Raw genomic sequence first — 16,728 nt, 5'->3', positions numbered from 1 at the left:
ATTCTACTCCGCGACATCGGGAAGGTTGAAGCCCCGCACGACCTTAGCCGTGCCGCCTTGAAGTTCCATCAAAGCGATCGGGACATCGCCCAGTTTCGCTAAATGGAGCCCATCCGGCTGGGACAGTTCCGACAAGACCCGGCCCTGGCGGACCGCCTGCGCGCTCGTCGGGTCGAGGGGTAGGACCGGGATGTCGTCCAGTCCGGCCTCCAGCGGCAGGAGAAGGTGTTCAAGTGGCGCGCCCTTAGCGATTTCCTCAAGAGTGTCCAGCGAAATCGCCTGTTCCTCGCGGAACGGCCCGGCCTTGATGCGCCTGAGATAGGTGACATGCCCCACGGTTCCAAGCGCATGTGCGATGTCCCGTGCCAACGACCGGATATACGTCCCCTTCGAGACATGCGCGACGAGCGTGACGCTGTCCGCGAATTCGAGCGGGGCCTGAGGGTCGTAGGGGTCGGGCCGACCGAGCGTGGTGGCGAAGGCCGAGGTCAGGTCCATCAGTGAACTGTCCTCGTCACCCCCGCGAAGGCGGGGGTCCATGCGACCTTGCGCGGTTTCGCCACCGTCGTCTGGATTCCCGCCTTCGCGGGGATGACGAAACACGCGTAGATCATAAACCGTCACGCGGCGGGTCTTCATCTCGACCTCCTCGCCTGCGCGGGCGCGGTCATAGGCGCGCTTGCCGTCGATCATCAGCGCGGAATATTTGGGCGGAACCTGCTCGATCTCCCCGGTGAAATGGTCGAGTACCGCCACGACCGCCGCCATGGGCGGGCGATGGTCGGAGGTCCGCACCACCGCGCCTTCGGTATCGAGCGTTTCCGTCTCTTCGCCGAATGCAATCGTGAAGGCGTAGATCTTGTCGCTGTCGAGCATCCGCCCGGCAAGCTTGGTCGCCTCGCCCAGCGCGATCGGAAGGACGCCTTCCGCCAGAGGATCGAGCGTGCCGCCATGGCCGACCTTGGTCCTGGGATAGCCTCCCTGCCTGAGTACGCGCTTGACCGCGCCCACCGCCTGGGTCGAGCCCATGCCGCGCGGCTTGTCGAGGATCAGCCAGCCGGATGCGGGATGGATCATCCTGCGATCATCCGCGCCACCGTGTCCGCAATCCCGGCGAAGATCTGCTGCGCCCACATCACCGGCGGCAACACGACATGCTCCACGATCCCGCTATCGGGAAAGGCCCAGGTGGCCGCGATGAGGATCACGAAGAACGCCATGCCCAGTCCCTGCGCCTTCTGCCAGTGGCGGGCATAGCGGCGGGGCAGCAGCCCGCCGACGATATGCGAGCCGTCGAAGGGCGGGATCGGCAGGAGATTGAACAGCGCCAGGAAGACGTTGATCAGGATGAAGGTTCCGCCCGCCGTCACCGCCCAGTCGGGCAATGCCTCGCCTGCACTGAAAGCGATGCCCGCAAAGACCCCGAACAGGACCGCGCCAAGCAGCGCCAGCACCAGATTGGTCCCCGGCCCCGCCGCCGCGACCGCCATCATGCCGTAGCGGGGATTGTTCAGCCGCCGCGCATTCGCCGGTACCGGCTTCGCCCAGCCGAAGATCGGCCCGCCGAACAGCGCCAGCGCGCCCGGCACCAACAGCGTGCCGATCGGATCGACATGGCGAATGGGGTTGAGCGACAGCCGCCGCTGTTCCTTCGCGGTCGGATCGCCGAGCATCAGCGCGGCCCAGCCATGCGCGACCTCGTGGAAGACGATGGCGACGATCAGGCACGGCACGAGAATGGCCGCGAGGAGGAGGGTTTCGGTCATGGTCTCTATGTAGGTGCGGCAAACTTAACCGGAAGGGTCGTGGCGTGCGCGGTGGCGCATCCAGACGAGCGCTTCACCCTCGATCGCTTTCACAAGTCCGTCCTTGCGCGCGATGTAATCGTCCGTTCCGCGCCATTCCCCGACGATGCGCATTTTCAGGGCGGAGTAATCCGCGGCTCGCTCGGAATGCGTTCTCAGATAGTCGCGAAAGGCGAGATGCCGCTGCGCCTCGTCCGATCCCCATACGAAAACATGGAGGTGATGGGTTCGCCGCCCCGCATCGTCGCTCTTTCGGAAATAGCGGCGCCCGGAAATGCCGTACTCTCCCTTCGCCTCGTACCCGGCCCCTTGCAGGGCATGGGAGCGCGCGTCGATCTTCTCAAGCGAGGTCGCCTCCACCAGAATGTCGATGATCGGCTTTGCGAAAATATCCGCGATCGCGGTGCTGCCGATGTGGTGCAACGCCACTGCCTCCGGCCCCAGCGCCATGCGCACTATTTCGCTTTCCCGTTGGAAATCCTGCACCCATTCCCGGCGGTGGGGCACGGGCACGGCGTTCGACATCTCAACCCGCCAGCGCGCTGGTGAAATGCTTGCGGCATAGTGCGACGTAGCGCTCGTTTCCGCCGATCTCGGTCTGCTCGCCCGCGCTGACGGCCTGGCCGCTTTCGTCGACGCGCAGATTCATCGTCGCCTTGCGGCCGCAATGGCACACGCCTTTCAATTCGACGAGCTTGTCAGCAATGCCCAAAAGCGCGGCGGAACCGGGGAAGAGTTCGCCCTGAAAATCGGTCCTGAGGCCATAACAGACCACCGGGATGCCCGCCTCGTCCGCCAGTCGCGCGCATTGCCAGACCTGATCGCGCGTCAGGAACTGGGCCTCGTCGATCAACACGCAATCGAGCGGTTGCGTATCATGCGCCGCGCGGATCGCGGCCCAAAGGTCGGTATCGGGATCGTAGAGATGCGCATCCGCCTCCAGCCCGATGCGGCTCCTGACCATGCCCTGTCCGCGCGTATCCAGCCGCGCGGTCCACACCATCGTGCGCATCCCGCGCTCGCGATAGTTGAAATCGGCCTGCAACAGCGTGGAACTCTTCCCCGCATTCATGCTGGCATAGTAGAAATAGAGCTTGGCCATGAAGCCGCCTTAGCGTGGTTTCGTCTCCGCGAGGAGCGCGGTGCGACGGCAATCCACCGTATGCGCGGTTGGTCCTGGATTGCCGCGCGACCTGCGGTCGCTCGGAATGACGAGGTTATAAATGGATGCCCTTGATTTCGTCATTGCGAGGAGCGCAGCGACGAAGCAATCCAGAGCCGCCATGCTCAGTCGTCCAGGTCGCGCGCCACCTTGGGATCGTTCAGCAATCGCTCGATCCGGTCCGCCTCGTCGAAGCTCTCGTCGGGCTGGAAGCTCAGGCGGGGCGCGAATTTCAGGCCCAGCCGCTGTGCGACCTCTTTCTGGAAGAAGGCGGTGTTGGTGCGCAGCGCCTTCAACACCGCAGTCTCGTCCTCGCCCATCAGCGGCTTCACGTAAGCCTTGGCGTTCCTGAGGTCCGGGGTCATCCGCACCTCGGTCACGCTGATCGTATGCGCGCGCAGCACGTCGTCATGCGCCTCGCCCCGGGCGAGCAGTTCGGATAGGATATGCCGCACCCGCTCCCCCACCTTGAGGACGCGGACGGATTGCTGTTCGGACGAAGACGCGTGTTTTGCCATCGAGGGTGGGCGAGCGGACTAGAGAGTCCGCTCTTGCTCCGTCACCTCGAACACTTCGAGCTGGTCGCCCGCGCGGATGTCGTTCGTATCCGCCAGCACGACGCCGCATTCGAGACCCGAGCGGACCTCGTCGACATCGTCCTTGAAGCGGCGCAGCGACTGGATGGTCGTGGCCGAGACGATGACGTCGTCGCGCGTGAGGCGGGCATGGACGCCCTTGCGAATAACGCCTTCGACCACGAGCAGACCCGCCGCCTTGTCCTTCTTGCCGGACTTGAAGACTTCCTTGACCTCGGCGCGGCCGATGACGTTCTCGACCTTGAGCGGTCCGAGCTCGCCGAGCATCTCCTTCGTGATCTCCTCCGTGAGGTGGTAGATCACGTCGAAATACTTCATCTCGACATTGTCGCGCTTGACCAATTCGCGCGCCTTGGGATTGGGGCGCACGTTGAAGCCGATGATCGGCGCCTTGCTGGCAGCGGCCAGCTGGACGTCGCTTTCGGTGATCGCGCCGACGCCCGCGTGCAGAACGCGCACCTTGATGTCGTCGTTCGACAGGTTGTGGAGCGCCGCATTGATCGCTTCGACCGATCCCTGCACGTCCGCCTTCACCAGCACCGGGAATTCGATCACGTTCGACTGGAGGCCAGCGAACATGGTGTCGAAATTGGTGGGGGCGAGCGCGGTGCGCTTCTCGGTCGCCTTGGACTGGCGGAACTCGGCGACCTCGCGGGCGCGCTGTTCGTTCTCGACCACGGTCAGCGTGTCGCCCGCATTGGGCACTCCGCCAAGGCCCAGGACCTCGACCGGCATGGACGGCCCGGCTTCCTTGATCTGCTTGCCCTGATCGTTGACGATCGCGCGGACGCGGCCGCTCTGAGTGCCGACCACGAAGGTGTCGCCACGCTTCAGCGTGCCGCGCGTGACGAGCACGGTCGCGACCGGGCCGCGGCCCTTGTCGAGCTGCGCTTCGATCACGGTCGCCTCGGCCTCGCGATCGGGGCGCGCCTTCAGTTCGAGCAGTTCGGCCTGGAGATTGATCGCCTCGAGCAGCTCGTCGAGCCCGGTCTTCTCCTTGGCGGAGATTTCGACGTCCTGCGTATCGCCGGACATCTTCTCCACGATGACCTCGTGTTCGAGCAGGCGGTTGCGGATATTGTCGGGATTGGCTTCGGGCTTGTCGACCTTGTTGATCGCCACGATCATCGGGACACCGGCGGCCTTGGTGTGATTGATCGCCTCGATCGTCTGCGGCATCACGCCATCGTCGGCGGCGACCACCAGCACGACGATATCGGTGACGTTCGCACCGCGCGCGCGCATCTGGGTGAAGGCGGCGTGGCCCGGCGTGTCGAGGAAGGTGATCGCATCGCCCTTCTTCGTCTTCACCTGATAGCTGCCGATATGCTGGGTGATGCCCCCGGCTTCGCCCTTCACCACATTCGCCCCGCGCAGCGCGTCGAGCAGGCTGGTCTTGCCGTGATCGACATGGCCCATGATGGTAACGACCGGCGGACGCGGACGCAGCGTTTCTTCGGGATCGCTATCGTCCTCATTGACGATGTCGACATCGGCTTCGGACACGCGCTGGACGTTGTGGCCGAACTGGTCGACCAGCAATTCGGCGGTGTCCTGGTCGATCGTCTGGTTGACGGTGACCATCATGCCGAGATTGAACAATTCCTTCACCAGGTCCGCGCCCTTTTCGGCCATGCGGTTGGCGAGTTCCTGCACGGTGATCGCTTCGGGCACGACCACGTCGCGCACCTGCTTCTCGCGCGGCTTGCTGGGGCCGCCCTGACCGCGACGCTCCTTTTCGCGCGCACGCTTCAGCGCGGCGAGCGAACGGGCGCGGCGGCCCTCGTCCTCGTTCAGAGCCTTGGTGACGGACAGTTTGCCCGAACGGCGCTTGTCGGGACGCTCCGCAGTCGTGACGGTGCGCGCCTTCTTGTCGTCCTTCTTGGGCTTTTCCGGGCGCTTGGGCTCGGGACGCGCGACGGGCGTGAAGCGGCGCGGCGCGGGTGCGGCGGGCGCACCTTCGCCTGCCGCGTCGGTGGCGGCTTCGCCGGTAGCATCAGAACTTGAATCCTGATTTTCGGCCGGAGCGGACTGAGCCTCTTCCTCAGCGCGCTCGGCGGCGGCCTTCTCGGCCTGTGCCTCGGCTTCCTTCTGCGCTTCCTTTTCCTGAGCCTTGGTCTCGGCGCGCTTCTTCTCGTCCTCGACCGCCTGCTTCGCTTCGCGTTCCTCGCGGACGCGCGCTTCCTCGGCCAGACGCAGGCGATCTTCCTCCGCCTCGCGCTGGAGACGGGCGACACGCTCCTGCGGCGTCTCGTCAGACGGCGCGGGACGCTTGGGCGCGGGAGCCTTGGCGACCGGAGCGGGCGCCGGGGCCGGGGCAGGCGCCGGTGCGGGCGCTGCGGCAGGCGCAGGTGCAGGCTCGGGCGCCTCGCCCGGCTTCACGAGCTTGCGGCGCCGCTTCACCTCGACCGCGACCTTGTTGGTGCGGCCATGGCTGAAGGTCTGCTTGACCTCGCCCGGCTGGCTGCCCTTGAGGGACAGCGGCTTGCGGGCAGGTTTCTTGTCGTCGTCGCTCATCTAGCTCGTTCTTTCTTCCGTATTCGTCATCTCGCGGCCCGCCCCGATGGGGGCCGCGCCATCGTTCAAATCGCTCTGCGTATCGTTCGTATTCGTGGCCGCTTCCGGTGCTTGAGCATCGGTCGCATCCCCGCTGAAATGGATCAGGCGCTGGAGAAGCCCCGCGATCCGCGCCGCCGCCCTGGGATGTCCCACGGCCAGATGCACCACATTCTCGCGGCCCAATGCCACAGACAACGCCATGCGGTCCAGCGGCAAGACGAGGCCGCGATCGCCGCTGCCCTCGCGCTCGGCGCCGACGCGCCATGCCTGGTCGAGCTTCTTGCGCCCGTCTTCGCTGGCATCGCTGGCATGAGCCAGCAGTTCGACCGCGCCCCCGCGCGCCGCTTCGGCGATGCGCTGGGTGCCCAAGATAAGGCTTCCCGCTCTCAGTTCCAGCCCCAGCCGGTCGAGCAGGACGCGCGCGAGCGCGCTTTCGATCTTTTCGGGCAGGTCGGCAGGGATTTCGAGATCGCCGGACTTGAAGGCGCGGGCGAGCGCGGCCTTTAGCCGCCCCTTGGCCATCGCCTCCTCAAGCTCGGCGCGCGTAACGCCGATCCACGCACCACGGCCCGGAGCCTTGGCCTGCACATCGGGTAGGACCAGGCCCGAAGGCGACACGGCGAGGCGGATCAGCCCCTCGCGCGGCGACGATTCGCCCGCAAGGATGCAGCGCCGCTCGTTCTGCTTGCCTTCGGACTGTTGGCGCTTTGCGGGCGCACCCTTCCCCGCCCCGTCCCCTTCAGGGGACGAGATCGGGTCGGCTCGGTCTGTCTGGGACGCTAGGCGCTCATTGTTCGGAGTCCGCATGAGCGGCCTCCTGTGAATCGGAGGAGGCGGCGGGAGCCGGTTCCTCATCTTCGAACCAGTGGGCGCGGGCGGCCATGATGATCTCGTTGCCCTGCTCTTCGTTCAGGCCAAATTCGCCGAGCACCCCGCCCTTGTCTTCGGGACGCTGCGCCGGACGGCGCATCGGCGGGCCGCTCATGTCGCCAGCGGGCTGGCGGCGACGCGGCGCCTCGCGCTTCTTGGCGATCAGTTCGTCGGTGGCGAGATCGGCCAGATCGTCGAGCGTCTTGATCCCCGCCTTGCCGAGCACGACCAGCATCTGTTCGGTGAGGTGCGGCAGTTCGGCGAGATCGTCCTCGACGCCCAGTTCGCGGCGCGTCTCGCGATGCGCGGCTTCCTGGCGCTCGATCGCTTCGACCGCGCGGCTCTGCAATTCCTCGGCCAGCTCCTCGTCGAAGCCTTCGATCGCGGCCAGTTCGTCGAGTTCGACATAGGCGACCTCGTCCAGCTCGGCGAAGCCTTCGGCCACCAGCAGCTGCGACAGCGTCTCGTCGACGTCGAGTTCTTCCTCGAACATCTTGGAGCGTTCGGCGAATTCCTTCGACCGCTTCTCGCTCGCCTCTTCCTCGGTCATGATGTCGATCTGGTGACCGGTCAGCTGGCTGGCGAGACGCACGTTCTGGCCGCGACGGCCGATCGCCAGAGACAGCTGATCGTCGGGCACGACGACTTCGATGCGGCCCTCTTCCTCGTCGAGCACGACGCGCGCGACGGTGGCGGGCTGGAGCGCGTTGACGATGAAGGTCGCCTGCTCCTCGCTCCAGGGGATGATGTCGATCTTCTCGCCCTGCAATTCCTGGACGACCGCCTGGACGCGGCTGCCCTTCATGCCGACGCAGGCGCCGACCGGGTCGATCGAGCTGTCATGCGAGATAACGCCGATCTTGGCGCGGCTGCCCGGATCGCGGGCGGCGGCCTTGATCTCGATGATGCCGTCGTAGATTTCGGGCACTTCCTGCGCGAACAGCTTCTTCATGAATTCAGGCGCGGCACGGCTGAGGAAGATCTGCGGGCCGCGATTGTTGCGCTCCACCTTGGTGATCAGCGCGCGCACCCGCTCGCCCACACGGGCGGCTTCGCGCGGGATCTGCTGGTCGCGGCGAATGACGCCTTCGGCCCGGCCGAGATTGACGATGACATGGCCGAATTCGACCGACTTGATGACGCCGGTGATGACTTCGCCCGCGCGGTCCTTGAATTCCTCGTACTGGCGCTCACGCTCGGCATCGCGGACCTTCTGGAAGATCACCTGCTTGGCGGACTGCGCGTCGATGCGGCCGAGATCAACCGGCGGCAGCGGATCGACGATGAAATCGCCCAGCTTCGCATCCTTGTCGAGCTTTTGCGCGGCGGCGAGATCGACCTGCTTGAAATAATCCTCGACCTCCTCGACCACTTCGACGACGCGCCACAGGCGCAGGTCGCCGCTATTGGGATCGAGCTTGGCGCGGATGTCGTTCTCGGCGCCGTAGCGCGCACGCGCGGCCTTCTGGATCGCCTCTTCCATCGCTTCGATCACGATGGACTTGTCGATCATCTTCTCGGATGCGACCGAATTGGCGATCGCGAGGAGTTCGGCCTTGTTGGCGGAAATGGCACTGGCCATCAGTCGTCTGCCTTTTCTTCAGTTTCGACGATTTCGTCGGCACCGCTCGTGTCGAGCGGCTGGGTGGCGGCGATCAGCGCGTCGGTCAAGACGAGCTGCGCCGAATGAATCTTTTCGCGGGGGACGCTGGTCTCGCCCGCCTTGCGATCGACGATGGTGACCATACCATCCTCTATCCCGACAAGTTCGCCGCGCAGATTGCGCTGGCCGTTCCAGGCCTTGTCCATCGCGATCTTGGTTTCATGCCCCGCCCAGGCGGAGAAATCCTTTGCGCGGGTCAGCGGACGATCGATACCGGGCGAGCTGACTTCGAGGTGATAGGCCCCGTCGATCAGCACCTCGCCCTCTTCCTCCAGCGCGTCGATCCGGTCGGAGACGCGGCGCGAGAGGGCGGCGCATTGTTCGATCACGAGCTGCCCGGTCTTCGGATCCTCGGCCATGATCTGCAGCGCCTGGGCGCCGTCGCCGGCTTCGGACGGCATGATCTTCACGCGCACGAGTTCGAAACCCAGCGCGGCCGCTTCGGGTTCGATCACTTCGGTCAGACGCGCCAGATCGGCCATTCGCTCTCCAGATTTGCAAGGCATCGCAGCGACAGGCCTTCGTGGCCGGCCCCTCGCGGCGCCAGCCCCTCCAGTGTCGCGACAATGTCGGGATGTCAGTCTACCTAACCTTCACGCACAGTAATGGCAAGCTCAATCGCTTTCGCCCAGCCCGTGCTTCTTGATGCAGTGGCGTAGCTGGTCGTAGCTGAGGCCTAGCGCCTTGGCGGTCTGGCGCTGGTTCCAGCGGTGCTTGCCGAGCGCGTGTTCCACGATCGCGCGCTCGTGCTCGTCCACCGCTGCGCGCAGATCGGCGATCGAATCGTAATCGGGCCCGCTCGATTCGCGGGCGGGTGCCGACGGGCCGCGTGGCTCGGCGCGCAGGGGCGGCGCGGCGGGCTTCCACGGGCTGTCGAACGGGTCGAAGACGACATGGCCGATCGGATTTCCCCAATCGTCCCAGCGATAGACCGCGCGTTCGACCACATTGCGCAGCTCGCGGACATTGCCCGGCCAGGGGTGCTGTTCCATCTGTTCGCGGATGTGGTCGGCAAAACCAGGCCACCCTTCCCAGCCGATCTCCGCCGCCATGCGACGCCCGAAATATTCGGAGAGAACCGCTATATCGCCTTCGCGCACCCGCAAAGGCGGCAGGGTTATAACCTCGAAACTCAGGCGATCGAGCAGGTCGGCGCGAAAATCGCCGCGCTCGGCCTTGGTCGGAAGATCCTCATTGGTGGCGGCGACGATGCGCACGTCCACGCGGACCGGGCGGCTCGCGCCGATGCGCGTGACCTCGCCGTATTCGACCGCACGCAGCAATCTCTCCTGCGCGCCCATCGACAGCGTGCCCAATTCGTCGAGGAACAGCGTGCCCTTGTCCGCCTCCTCGAACCGGCCGACGCGCTGCTTCGTGGCGCCGGTGAAGGCGCCCGCCTCGTGCCCGAACAATTCGGCCTCGATCAGCGTTTCGGGCAGAGCGGCGCAGTTCATCGTGACGAGCGGTTCGTCCCAGCGGGTCGACAGGCGATGGAGGCGTTCGGCAATCAATTCCTTGCCCGTTCCGCGCTCGCCAATGATCAGAACCGGACGCCGCATCGGTGCGGCACGGCTGGTCCGCTCGACCGCGTCGAGAAAGGCACCAGATTGCCCGACGAACTGATTTTCCCGCTCCATAGCCCATGGATTAGCGAAAATTCCCATATCTTGGCAACTGGCACCGCAATGTCGTTCGTCGAATTATAGAATGTCTCTTTTTATCAGTATCTTATGTGATTTGGCATACAGCTTGCTAATCTATGAACAACACACGAAACCAGACCGGAAAGATCAGAACCATGTACGACCTTCGCTTCTTCCGCACCCGCCTCGGCCACGCCGCGATGGTCAGCGTGGCCGCGATGGTCACTTTCATCGCTTTCCAAGGCCAGGCCCCGGCAAACCCGCCCGCGCCGCCGATCAGCGGGTTCGCCCAGGTGGAACTGGCATGAGCGATCGTGAGGACCCCCGCCTGATGAGGGACAACAGCAATCTGCGGCCAGAACGCCGCCCCTCGCGGATCGAGGAAGAGGTCGAGCGCCTGCGCCGGTCCCCCACCCCGACCCAGCGTGATCGCCAGTCCGACCGATCGGACAGAATGTCGGCCGGAGACTGGATGGACGGCGCCAGGGTCGAAGCGAAACTCAACGAATTCTTTTCCAACGGAGCACCTTTGATGGGAATATTCAGCCGCACCCGCGACATCATCGCGGCCAATTTCAACGATATGCTCGACAAGGCGGACGACCCTTCGAAGATGATCCGCATGATCATCCTCGAAATGGAAGAAACGCTCGTCGAAGTCCGCGCCAGCGCGGCGCGCACCATCGCCGACCAGAAGGAAATGCACCGCAAGACCGTGCAGCTCGACCGGTTGCAGGCCGACTGGTCCGAAAAGGCGCAGCTCGCTCTGTCGAAGGATCGCGAGGATCTGGCCCGCGCGGCGCTCGTCGAAAAGAAGAAGGCCGCCGATATCTCCGACCAGCTGAAGCAGGAGATCTCGGTGCTCGACGATGCCCTGCGCGCCTACGAGCAGGATATCGCCAAATTGCAGAACCGCCTGCGTGAGGCGCGCAGCCGCCAGACCGCCATCGCCGCCCGCCTCGAAAGCGCGGAGAACCGCGTCAAGCTGCGCACGCTGATGAGCACCGAGCGGACCGACGAGGCTCTGGCGCGCTTCGACCAGCTGGAGCGCCGGGTCGATTACGCCGAAGGGCGCGCCGATGCGCTCTCGATCGCCGACAACAGCGACAAGAACAGCCTCGCCGACGAGATCGCCGCGCTGGAAGGCTCGGACGCGATCGACGACGAACTGGCACAGATGAAAAAGGCGCTCGGCAAGCCCGAAGACGCCGGAAACAAGGAGGGTTGATCCATGGAAGAAGTCTTTGCCGTCGTCGCGATCTTTATCGCCCTGCCGTGGATCGTCATGCATTACGTGACCAAGTGGAAGACCTCCGCTTCGATCACCAGCGATGACGAGGTCCTGCTCGAAGAGCTCTACAACCTCGCCAAGCGCCTCGATGAGCGCATGGACACGGTCGAGCGCCTGGTCGCCAGCGACAACGCCGATTTCAAGCCCGCCCGCCTCGTCCACGACAGCGAGGTCGACAACCAGCAGCTGCGCGAACTCGAGCAGATGATGGCCGAGAAGAAAGGATCGATGAAATGAACAGCCCCCGCACCACTCTCTATCGCGACAAGCAGAATGCGAAGCTGATGGGCGTGTGCTCGGGCCTCGCGGATTATACCGGGGTCAATGTGTTCTGGCTGCGCATGGCGGTCGTCATCATGGTCCTCATCACCGGATTCGCCCTGCCCGCCTATTTCATCGCCGGCCTGCTGCTCGATAAGAAGCCGCCCTATCTCTACGCCGATCAGGACGAGAACCGGTACTGGCAGCGCGTCCGGCAGAGCCCGAAGCGCACGGCCCGCGAAATCCGCGCCAAGATGAAGGACGTGGACCGCCGCCTCGCCGAGGTCGAACATTTCTACGTCAGCTCGAACCCGCGCCTCACCGCAGAGATCGAGCGCCTGCGCTGAGGGGCGCGGAACTAAGGGGAACAGGAGGAAATTACGATGGATCTGGGGATTTTGATACCGCTTGCAGGTATCGTCATGGGGTGCGGCATTCCAATGGTCGCGATCTGGTCGAAGCAGAAGATCAAGGTTGCGGAAATGCAGGTTTCCGCCACCGCCCAGCACACCGCCGAACGTGCCGCCCAATATGCCAGCCAGGTCCAGAAGCTCGAAGACCGGGTCCGCGTCCTCGAACGCATCGTTACCGACAAAGGCTATGACGTCGCCACCCAGATCGAGGCGCTGCGCGACGTCCGAAGCGTCGAAACCGATGATAGCGGCACACCGCTGAGCTTCGAAAAGCGGGAGAGAGTGTAATGGACCGCGAAATCATGATCGCGCTGATCGTGCTCGCCGTGACCGTGGGCTGGCTGATCAACAACTGGATCCGCGCCAAGCACGGCTACCCGCTTGAAAACGATTGGGGCGGCCTGGTCGAAAAGACCGATACCGAGGAGAACAAGCGGCTTCGCGAGGAGAACCGCGAGCTCAACGACAAGCTCGACACCATGCAGGATCGCATGATCGTGCTTGAAAAGATCGTGACCGACCGCGGCTATTCGCTGTCGGAAGAGATCGAGGCGCTGCGCGACGATCGCCGCAAACAGGACGCGCCGCAGGGCAGGGAGAGGGCATGATGCAGTTCACGGATTTCCTCCCCTATCTCGGCTGGATCATCGGCGGCGCGTTCACGCTCGGCGCGGCGGGGATTCTTGCGTCGGTCCACACGACCCGGCTCAAGATCAAGAACGGCTATCCCCTCGAAGGGATGTGGGGACAGTCCCTGAAGCCGGGAACCACCAGCCAGGCGCAGGAGCGCGTGGCACTGCTGACGCAGGAAAACGCCCAGCTGCGCGCCGAGATGGGCGCGATGAAGGACCGGCTCGCCAATGTCGAACGCATCGTCACCGACAGCGGCTATCAGCTCAGCCACGAATTCGAGCGGCTGAAGGACAAAGGCCAGGAGGCGAACTGATGGGCTGGGAAATCATCCCCATCACGATCGGCACCGTGGCACTGGTCGCCATCGTCCTGGGCATGGCGCAGGACAGTTTCCAGGCCTGGCTCAAGCACAAGGAGAGGCAGATGGAGCTGATGGCCAACAAGACCGCCGAACAGGCCGCGCAATACGCCGCCAAGGCGCAGAAGCTGGAAGCCCGCGTGCGCGTTCTCGAACGCATCGCCATCGATCGCGGCTCCGATCTCGCCATGCAGATCGAGGATCTGCGCGACGGCAATGAGCTGGAGGAGAGCGTGCAATGACCGGCTGGGCTCTGGTCGCGCTGGTGGGCATCGTCATCTGGGGGATCGTGCAGATCTACACTCGGCGCCATGACGGCGCGCTGGGCGTGACGCGGGACGAGGACGGCAATCCGGTCTTCCCTCCCGCCCGACATGACGACCGCGACCCAGGCGAGGCGTGCGAGATGCGGCGCGAAATCGAAAATCTGCGCGAGCGCATCCGCGTGCTCGAACGCATCGCCACCGACAGCAATTCCCTCGACGCGCGCGAGACGCGGCGGCTTTCCGCCGAGATCGACGCGCTGCGCACCGAGGGCGAGAAACACGACAAGGACTAAAGGGCATCAAGGCCCCTTCGAGGAAAGGACATGAGGGAAATGTTCGACCCCACCATCATCATCGCGGTCGCCGCCCTGATCGGGCTCGCGATAACGGCCACGGCCCTGCTGGTCGGCTGGCGCGGCTGGCTGGCGCTGAAGGAGCGCGAACTGGCCGAAGGGCGCAGCGAGCCCGAGCGCGGCAGCACCATCGGCGCCGCCCGGATCGAGATATCCGATCTGAAGGAACGCATCCGCAAACTGGAAGCGATCGCGAGCGGGGTGGAATTGTGACGCGAAGCGCCTAGATGGCGGCTCATGCGCTCACTCGATGACATTGCCGAAGAATACGAATTTCTCGAAGGCGACGAACGCTATCGCCTGCTGATCGAGCTGGGTCGCGATCTCGAACCCATGCCCGATGCGTTGAAGACCGACGCGACTCTGGTGCGCGGCTGTTCGGCGGCGGTATGGGTCTATCCCACCGGCGATGCGGGGAAGCTGCATTTCCTCGCCGACAGCAATGCCGCGATCACCAAGGGGATCGTCGCGCTCGTGGTCGCGGCGGTGCAGGACAGGCCCGCCAGCGAAGTCGCCAGGATGGACGTCGCCGAAGCGCTCGCCCCGTTCGATCTCAGGAACCAGCTCTCGAGCAATCGGACCCAGGGCGTGCCCAATATGATCGCCCTCGTGCAGGAACACGCCGCGCGGCTCGCTTCCTGAGCGCGCCGCAAGCGCGCCATGCGCCGCCTCTATCTCGCGCTCGGTCTCGTCAGCCTGGGCCTCGGCATAATCGGCGCATTCCTGCCCCTGCTCCCCACCGTCCCCTTCCTGCTGCTCGCCGCCTTCCTGTTCGCGCGCGGTAATCCCGTCTGGGAGAAACGCTTGCTCGACCATCCTCGCTGGGGCCCGCCGATCCGCGACTGGCGGGCGCGGCGCGCGATCGGGCGGCGCGCGAAATACCTGGCGATCGCCTCGCTGGTGGCGGGCGCGGTGCTGACCTGGTGGACGCTGGGTGCGCCCTATCACTGGATTTCGATCGCCGTGCTGGCAATCACCGGCAGCTGGATCGCCACCCGCCCTGAATAGGGTCTAGCGGACCCTGTCGATCCCCGCGCTGTCGCGCACCACCGCCACGCCCGCTTCGCGCTGGCGCTTCAATTCGGCCTTCAGCTTCGCCGGATGGCCCGCGAAGACGAAACCGAAGCTGACCCCGCCTTCCTTGCCGATCGTCGCATGATGCAGCTTGTGCGCCTGCACCAGCCGCTTGGCATAGCCGCTCTTGGGCACCCATTTGAAATAGCGCTGATGCACCAGCCCGTCATGGACGATGGTATAGATCAGGCCGTAGCAGGTGATCCCGAAGGCGATCCACCACAGCAGTTCGGACACGAAATATCCCACCGCGAACATTATGAACACGATCGTCCCGAAGGTGACCGCGTAGAGATCGTTCTTCTCCAGCGCGTTGTCGTGCGGTTCGTGATGGTCGCGGTGCCACCCCCAGCCCCAGCCGTGCATCACGTATTTGTGCGCCCACCAGGCGAAGATCTCCATGCCGACGATCGACAGGACTATGGTGAGGAGAATGGCGGGAAGGCTCACGGGCGGGTCTCTTGAAGGCGGTCTCGTTCGATCAGCGCGCGACGCGCGGCGGGCAGGCCCCACCATGGGATATGCGGCGCGCGATGGTGTTCGTGATGATACCCGAAATGGAAACACGACGCCAGCGAGGCGAGCGTGCCCAGATCGTCGCTGCGCGCATTGTGTCGGTCGCTGAAGCCGTCCGCGTCATGGCGGTGGGGCCGATAGGTCCCGAAGTAAAACAGCTGGAGCGAGGAAGCGATCGCGGGCAGTCCGTAGAGGATTACGATATTGACGACCGGCACGCCCGCGACCAGCCAATAGACCGTTACCACCGTGCCGACGAAGGCTATCGACTGCCAGCCGAAATACCGGCGCAGGAACACCGCATACCACGGCCAGAACCTCGTGGGATGATCGACGCTGAAATCGGGGTCGCCCGCCGTGCCGGGGGCCGTATGGTGCGCAAAATGCGCCGCGCGCATCCGCTTCCAGCCGAAGCCCGCATAGACGAACAGGAGGAAGCCCCCGACCCAATCGTTGATCGCCCCGCCGCCGGGCACCAGCGATCCGTGCATGGCATCATGGCTGGCGATGAACATCCCGACCGAGAGCCAGCAAAGCAGCACCGCGAGGATCAGGGCGAGCGGCAGGCTGCTCCAGCTCAGGACGAAACCGAACATCCCATAGAGATGCAGCGCCAGCCACGCGGCGAATATCGCTGCTGTCAGGAATAGCCCCGTCGCCGCCTGCTGTCGCCGCCCGGTGGGCGCGATGTCTGTCTCGGTCCGGCTTCGCATGGCGCGGATATAGGGCCGCGCCCCTTCAAGCGCAAAACATTCAGGGCCCGGGTGCCAAGCCCTTGCGCGTCAGGCCCTTGGGCGTCAGGCCCCGGTGGTCTTCGCCTTGGCCGGCATTCCGAAAAAGGTTTCCGCCACATGGCGGCTGATGCGCGCCGGGCGATGCGTTTCGCTGTCGAGGCAGCACCACATGCTCTGCACCTCGGCCAGCACTTCCTCGCCCCGGCGGATGACCGTGTTGTAGAACGAACGGGCGCCCGCGATCTTTTCCAGCACGGTTTCGGCGATCACCGCGTCATGCAGGAAAGCGGGGCGGCGATATGTGATCTCGTGCTTCAGCGCGACCCACGCCTTGCTCGCGACCTCTTCGGCAGGCGCGAGTTTCTGCCAATGGGCGAGCACCGTGTCCTGCACCCAGCCGAGATAGCGGGCATTGTTGACATGGCCCATGAAGTCGATGTCTTCGGGTTGGACGGTAATCGGATGGCTGAAGGGCTTTGCTGACATATGTGTCAGTTAGCGCATTAAACCTTACCTTTCCATGACATTCGT

The 16,728-nt window shown here is 64.6% G+C and carries 25 protein-coding genes; 12 read left to right on the top strand and 13 right to left on the bottom strand.

The annotated features are described in order from the left end of the window. Positions 1 to 3 precede the first annotated feature (3 nt). From truB to pspF, 10 genes are all read right to left on the bottom strand, one after another. A complete protein-coding gene (gene truB / locus GRI47_RS01530; protein ID WP_160659639.1) occupies positions 4 to 1,077 on the bottom strand; it encodes a tRNA pseudouridine(55) synthase TruB in 1,074 nt (357 codons plus the stop codon). Then, complete coding sequence (locus GRI47_RS01525; RefSeq protein ID WP_160659638.1) at positions 1,074 to 1,766, bottom strand: site-2 protease family protein; 693 nt, start codon at positions 1,764 to 1,766, stop codon at positions 1,074 to 1,076. The genes truB and GRI47_RS01525 overlap by 4 nt, the downstream gene beginning before the upstream one ends. Positions 1,767 to 1,790: 24 nt before the next feature. Beyond that, a complete protein-coding gene (locus GRI47_RS01520; RefSeq protein ID WP_160659637.1) occupies positions 1,791 to 2,330 on the bottom strand; it encodes a GrpB family protein in 540 nt (179 codons plus the stop codon). A 1-nt stretch (position 2,331) separates the two neighbouring features. Next, positions 2,332 to 2,907, bottom strand: a complete 576-nt coding sequence (locus tag GRI47_RS01515; RefSeq protein WP_160659636.1) for a thymidine kinase — start codon at positions 2,905 to 2,907, stop codon at positions 2,332 to 2,334. 185 nt (positions 2,908 to 3,092) lie between these two features. Further along, on the bottom strand, positions 3,093 to 3,485 hold the full coding sequence (gene rbfA / locus GRI47_RS01510) for a 30S ribosome-binding factor RbfA (protein WP_160659635.1): 393 nt from the start codon (positions 3,483 to 3,485) through the stop codon (positions 3,093 to 3,095). An 18-nt stretch (positions 3,486 to 3,503) separates the two neighbouring features. Beyond that, a complete protein-coding gene (gene infB / locus GRI47_RS01505) occupies positions 3,504 to 6,080 on the bottom strand; it encodes a translation initiation factor IF-2 (RefSeq protein WP_160659634.1) in 2,577 nt (858 codons plus the stop codon). Next, positions 6,081 to 6,929: a DUF448 domain-containing protein gene (locus tag GRI47_RS01500; protein ID WP_160659633.1), complete on the bottom strand. Its 849-nt coding sequence runs from the start codon at positions 6,927 to 6,929 to the stop codon at positions 6,081 to 6,083. Further along, a complete protein-coding gene (gene nusA / locus GRI47_RS01495) occupies positions 6,910 to 8,574 on the bottom strand; it encodes a transcription termination factor NusA (protein ID WP_160659632.1) in 1,665 nt (554 codons plus the stop codon). The genes GRI47_RS01500 and nusA overlap by 20 nt, the downstream gene beginning before the upstream one ends. Next, positions 8,574 to 9,137: a ribosome maturation protein RimP gene (gene rimP, locus GRI47_RS01490; protein WP_160659631.1), complete on the bottom strand. Its 564-nt coding sequence runs from the start codon at positions 9,135 to 9,137 to the stop codon at positions 8,574 to 8,576. The genes nusA and rimP overlap by 1 nt, the downstream gene beginning before the upstream one ends. Before the next feature lie 132 nt (positions 9,138 to 9,269). Then, a complete protein-coding gene (gene pspF, locus GRI47_RS01485) occupies positions 9,270 to 10,292 on the bottom strand; it encodes a phage shock protein operon transcriptional activator (RefSeq protein ID WP_160659630.1) in 1,023 nt (340 codons plus the stop codon). A gap of 122 nt (positions 10,293 to 10,414) precedes the next feature. Here pspF and GRI47_RS01480 point away from each other — a divergent pair, with 122 nt between their 5' ends. The 12 genes from GRI47_RS01480 to GRI47_RS01425 are packed head-to-tail and all read left to right on the top strand — an operon-like array spanning position 10,415 to position 14,881. Then, positions 10,415 to 10,606, top strand: a complete 192-nt coding sequence (locus tag GRI47_RS01480; RefSeq protein ID WP_160659629.1) for a hypothetical protein — start codon at positions 10,415 to 10,417, stop codon at positions 10,604 to 10,606. Then, on the top strand, positions 10,603 to 11,526 hold the full coding sequence (gene pspA / locus GRI47_RS01475; RefSeq protein ID WP_419956975.1) for a phage shock protein PspA: 924 nt from the start codon (positions 10,603 to 10,605) through the stop codon (positions 11,524 to 11,526). Before GRI47_RS01480 ends, pspA begins: the two co-directional genes overlap by 4 nt. Before the next feature lie 3 nt (positions 11,527 to 11,529). Further along, positions 11,530 to 11,826 carry an envelope stress response membrane protein PspB gene (gene pspB / locus GRI47_RS01470; RefSeq protein WP_160659628.1) on the top strand — a complete coding sequence of 99 codons (297 nt, stop codon included), beginning with the start codon at positions 11,530 to 11,532 and terminating at the stop codon, positions 11,824 to 11,826. Further along, positions 11,823 to 12,197: an envelope stress response membrane protein PspC gene (pspC, locus tag GRI47_RS01465; RefSeq protein WP_160659627.1), complete on the top strand. Its 375-nt coding sequence runs from the start codon at positions 11,823 to 11,825 to the stop codon at positions 12,195 to 12,197. Before pspB ends, pspC begins: the two co-directional genes overlap by 4 nt. A 36-nt stretch (positions 12,198 to 12,233) precedes the next feature. Next, positions 12,234 to 12,551, top strand: a complete 318-nt coding sequence (locus tag GRI47_RS01460; protein ID WP_160659626.1) for a hypothetical protein — start codon at positions 12,234 to 12,236, stop codon at positions 12,549 to 12,551. Further along, on the top strand, positions 12,551 to 12,871 hold the full coding sequence (locus GRI47_RS01455) for a hypothetical protein (protein ID WP_160659625.1): 321 nt from the start codon (positions 12,551 to 12,553) through the stop codon (positions 12,869 to 12,871). Before GRI47_RS01460 ends, GRI47_RS01455 begins: the two co-directional genes overlap by 1 nt. After that, positions 12,868 to 13,209, top strand: coding sequence for a hypothetical protein (locus GRI47_RS01450; protein ID WP_419956974.1), 342 nt, complete (start codon positions 12,868 to 12,870; stop codon positions 13,207 to 13,209). Before GRI47_RS01455 ends, GRI47_RS01450 begins: the two co-directional genes overlap by 4 nt. Further along, a complete protein-coding gene (locus tag GRI47_RS01445) occupies positions 13,209 to 13,496 on the top strand; it encodes a hypothetical protein (RefSeq protein WP_160659624.1) in 288 nt (95 codons plus the stop codon). The genes GRI47_RS01450 and GRI47_RS01445 overlap by 1 nt, the downstream gene beginning before the upstream one ends. Continuing rightward, on the top strand, positions 13,493 to 13,813 hold the full coding sequence (locus GRI47_RS01440) for a hypothetical protein (protein WP_160659623.1): 321 nt from the start codon (positions 13,493 to 13,495) through the stop codon (positions 13,811 to 13,813). The genes GRI47_RS01445 and GRI47_RS01440 overlap by 4 nt, the downstream gene beginning before the upstream one ends. Before the next feature lie 39 nt (positions 13,814 to 13,852). After that, positions 13,853 to 14,086 carry a hypothetical protein gene (locus GRI47_RS01435; RefSeq protein WP_160659622.1) on the top strand — a complete coding sequence of 78 codons (234 nt, stop codon included), beginning with the start codon at positions 13,853 to 13,855 and terminating at the stop codon, positions 14,084 to 14,086. Positions 14,087 to 14,110: 24 nt separating this feature from the next. Further along, complete coding sequence (locus GRI47_RS01430; RefSeq protein WP_160659621.1) at positions 14,111 to 14,515, top strand: SufE family protein; 405 nt, start codon at positions 14,111 to 14,113, stop codon at positions 14,513 to 14,515. A gap of 18 nt (positions 14,516 to 14,533) precedes the next feature. Beyond that, positions 14,534 to 14,881 carry a YbaN family protein gene (locus tag GRI47_RS01425; RefSeq protein ID WP_160659620.1) on the top strand — a complete coding sequence of 116 codons (348 nt, stop codon included), beginning with the start codon at positions 14,534 to 14,536 and terminating at the stop codon, positions 14,879 to 14,881. A 3-nt stretch (positions 14,882 to 14,884) separates the two neighbouring features. On the opposite strand, the gene GRI47_RS01420 is transcribed toward GRI47_RS01425, so the two are convergent. The 3 genes from GRI47_RS01420 to GRI47_RS01410 form a co-directional block, all read right to left on the bottom strand. Next, on the bottom strand, positions 14,885 to 15,397 hold the full coding sequence (locus tag GRI47_RS01420; RefSeq protein WP_337190616.1) for a sterol desaturase family protein: 513 nt from the start codon (positions 15,395 to 15,397) through the stop codon (positions 14,885 to 14,887). Then, positions 15,394 to 16,176: a fatty acid desaturase gene (locus GRI47_RS01415; protein ID WP_160659618.1), complete on the bottom strand. Its 783-nt coding sequence runs from the start codon at positions 16,174 to 16,176 to the stop codon at positions 15,394 to 15,396. Before GRI47_RS01415 ends, GRI47_RS01420 begins: the two co-directional genes overlap by 4 nt. An 84-nt stretch (positions 16,177 to 16,260) precedes the next feature. Further along, positions 16,261 to 16,683, bottom strand: coding sequence for an acyl-CoA thioesterase (locus GRI47_RS01410; RefSeq protein ID WP_160659617.1), 423 nt, complete (start codon positions 16,681 to 16,683; stop codon positions 16,261 to 16,263). Between the last annotated feature and the right edge of the window lie 45 nt (positions 16,684 to 16,728).

The sequence above is a fragment of the Qipengyuania pelagi genome, from assembly GCF_009827295.1.
Taxonomy (GTDB): domain Bacteria; phylum Pseudomonadota; class Alphaproteobacteria; order Sphingomonadales; family Sphingomonadaceae; genus Qipengyuania; species Qipengyuania pelagi.
This window is presented reverse-complemented; position numbering and strand designations above follow the sequence as displayed.

Bases quoted from the DNA above. Each gene is read 5' to 3' on its own strand.
- truB (WP_160659639.1), bottom strand. From the start codon at position 1,077: ATGATCCATCCCGCATCCGGCTGGCTGATCCTCGACAAGCCGCGCGGC.
- GRI47_RS01525 (WP_160659638.1), bottom strand. From the start codon at position 1,766: ATGACCGAAACCCTCCTCCTCGCGGCCATTCTCGTGCCGTGCCTGATC.
- GRI47_RS01520 (WP_160659637.1), bottom strand. From the start codon at position 2,330: ATGTCGAACGCCGTGCCCGTGCCCCACCGCCGGGAATGGGTGCAGGAT.
- GRI47_RS01515 (WP_160659636.1), bottom strand. From the start codon at position 2,907: ATGGCCAAGCTCTATTTCTACTATGCCAGCATGAATGCGGGGAAGAGT.
- rbfA (WP_160659635.1), bottom strand. From the start codon at position 3,485: ATGGCAAAACACGCGTCTTCGTCCGAACAGCAATCCGTCCGCGTCCTC.
- infB (WP_160659634.1), bottom strand. From the start codon at position 6,080: ATGAGCGACGACGACAAGAAACCTGCCCGCAAGCCGCTGTCCCTCAAG.
- GRI47_RS01500 (WP_160659633.1), bottom strand. From the start codon at position 6,929: ATGCGGACTCCGAACAATGAGCGCCTAGCGTCCCAGACAGACCGAGCC.
- nusA (WP_160659632.1), bottom strand. From the start codon at position 8,574: ATGGCCAGTGCCATTTCCGCCAACAAGGCCGAACTCCTCGCGATCGCC.
- rimP (WP_160659631.1), bottom strand. From the start codon at position 9,137: ATGGCCGATCTGGCGCGTCTGACCGAAGTGATCGAACCCGAAGCGGCC.
- pspF (WP_160659630.1), bottom strand. From the start codon at position 10,292: ATGGAGCGGGAAAATCAGTTCGTCGGGCAATCTGGTGCCTTTCTCGAC.
- GRI47_RS01480 (WP_160659629.1), top strand. From the start codon at position 10,415: ATGAACAACACACGAAACCAGACCGGAAAGATCAGAACCATGTACGAC.
- pspA (WP_419956975.1), top strand. From the start codon at position 10,603: ATGAGCGATCGTGAGGACCCCCGCCTGATGAGGGACAACAGCAATCTG.
- pspB (WP_160659628.1), top strand. From the start codon at position 11,530: ATGGAAGAAGTCTTTGCCGTCGTCGCGATCTTTATCGCCCTGCCGTGG.
- pspC (WP_160659627.1), top strand. From the start codon at position 11,823: ATGAACAGCCCCCGCACCACTCTCTATCGCGACAAGCAGAATGCGAAG.
- GRI47_RS01460 (WP_160659626.1), top strand. From the start codon at position 12,234: ATGGATCTGGGGATTTTGATACCGCTTGCAGGTATCGTCATGGGGTGC.
- GRI47_RS01455 (WP_160659625.1), top strand. From the start codon at position 12,551: ATGGACCGCGAAATCATGATCGCGCTGATCGTGCTCGCCGTGACCGTG.
- GRI47_RS01450 (WP_419956974.1), top strand. From the start codon at position 12,868: ATGATGCAGTTCACGGATTTCCTCCCCTATCTCGGCTGGATCATCGGC.
- GRI47_RS01445 (WP_160659624.1), top strand. From the start codon at position 13,209: ATGGGCTGGGAAATCATCCCCATCACGATCGGCACCGTGGCACTGGTC.
- GRI47_RS01440 (WP_160659623.1), top strand. From the start codon at position 13,493: ATGACCGGCTGGGCTCTGGTCGCGCTGGTGGGCATCGTCATCTGGGGG.
- GRI47_RS01435 (WP_160659622.1), top strand. From the start codon at position 13,853: ATGTTCGACCCCACCATCATCATCGCGGTCGCCGCCCTGATCGGGCTC.
- GRI47_RS01430 (WP_160659621.1), top strand. From the start codon at position 14,111: ATGCGCTCACTCGATGACATTGCCGAAGAATACGAATTTCTCGAAGGC.
- GRI47_RS01425 (WP_160659620.1), top strand. From the start codon at position 14,534: ATGCGCCGCCTCTATCTCGCGCTCGGTCTCGTCAGCCTGGGCCTCGGC.
- GRI47_RS01415 (WP_160659618.1), bottom strand. From the start codon at position 16,176: ATGCGAAGCCGGACCGAGACAGACATCGCGCCCACCGGGCGGCGACAG.
- GRI47_RS01410 (WP_160659617.1), bottom strand. From the start codon at position 16,683: ATGTCAGCAAAGCCCTTCAGCCATCCGATTACCGTCCAACCCGAAGAC.